This is a genomic window from Nostoc sp. (genome assembly GCF_035638895.1).
Classification (GTDB): Bacteria; Cyanobacteriota; Cyanobacteriia; order Cyanobacteriales; family Nostocaceae; genus Nostoc.
The window spans coordinates 1-1,584 of sequence record NZ_DASQZC010000179.1 but is presented as its reverse complement, the minus strand read 5'-3'; the positions used below and the strand labels follow the sequence as shown (position 1 = coordinate 1,584).

1 protein-coding gene is annotated in these 1,584 nt (G+C 45.6%); it reads left to right on the top strand.

All coding sequences use genetic code 11. The features are described 5' to 3' along the window. Window positions 1–1,584 (top strand): isoleucine--tRNA ligase (gene ileS, locus VE944_RS08785; protein WP_324975281.1); only part of this gene is annotated, 1,584 nt, incomplete at both ends.

Genomic DNA, 1,584 nt, shown 5'->3' with positions numbered 1-1,584 from the left:
ATCGTTGCTGCTGATTTAGTAGAACGTTTATCTTCAACCTTGGGAGTTGAGTTAACTGTAAAAGCCACGTTTAAGGGGAATGATTTAGAACATACTACTTACCGTCATCCTCTATTTGACCGGGAAAGTCCGATTGTTGTGGGCGGTGATTATATCACTACTGAGTCGGGTACTGGGTTGGTACATACTGCACCCGGTCATGGTCAAGAAGACTACATTGTTGGTCAGCGCTACGGTTTACCCATCCTTGCACCAGTGGATGACAATGGCAATTTTACCGAAGAAGCGGGACAATTTGCTGGGTTGAATGTGCTGGGTGATGGGAATCAAGCGGTAATTGATGCACTGGCTGCGGCTGGTTCTTTGTTGAAGGAAGAACCATATCCCCATAAATATCCCTATGATTGGCGGACGAAGAAACCAACGATTTTCCGCGCTACTGAACAATGGTTTGCTTCGGTGGAAGGATTTAGAGAAGAAGCGTTAAAGGCGATCGCCACGGTAAAATGGATTCCAGCCCAAGGTGAAAATCGCATCACGCCAATGGTCGCGGAACGTTCCGATTGGTGTATCTCTCGTCAACGGAGTTGGGGTGTACCCATTCCCGTCTTCTACGATGAAGCCACGGGAGAACCACTGCTGAATGAAGAAATTATCAACCACGTCCAAGGAATTATCGCAGAAAAAGGTTCTGATGCTTGGTGGGAACTTTCGGTTGAGGAGTTATTACCCGAATCTTATCGTCAAAATGGTAAGTCTTACCGCAGAGGTACAGACACAATGGATGTATGGTTTGATTCTGGTTCATCTTGGGCGGCTGTCGTCCAACAACGTCCAGAGTTACGCTACCCTGCTGATATATATTTGGAAGGTTCCGACCAACATCGCGGCTGGTTCCAGTCAAGTTTGCTCACCAGTGTAGCGGTAAATGACATTGCACCTTACAAAACTGTTCTTACTCACGGCTTCGCTTTAGACGAACAAGGCCGGAAGATGAGTAAGTCAGAAGGAAATGTGGTTGACCCAAATACAATCATTGAAGGTGGGAAAAATCAAAAAGTAGAACCGCCTTACGGTGCAGATATATTGAGATTGTGGGTATCATCGGTAGACTACTCCGGCGATGTCCGCATTGGCAAAAACATCATCAAGCAGATGAATGATGTCAGAGGCAAAATCCGCAATACGGCGCGGTTTTTGCTGGGTAGCTTGGATGATTTTGACCCGGAAAAAGATACAGTACCCTTCGAGGAATTGCCAGAACTTGACCGTTATATGCTGCATCGCATCACCGAGGTATTTGAGGAAGTAACCGAAGCCTTTGAGAGTTTCCAATTCTTCCGGTTTTTCCAAACAGTGCAGAATTTCTGCGTGGTGGATTTATCCAATTTTTATTTAGATGTTGCCAAAGATAGGCTGTACATCAGTGCAACCGATGCTTTTCGCCGTCGCAGTTGTCAAACGGTGCTGAAAATAGCTTTAGATAATTTAGCACGAGCGATCGCACCAGTATTATCCCACACTGCCGAAGATATCTGGCAATATCTCCCTTACAAAACACCTTATAAATCGGTATTTGAAGCC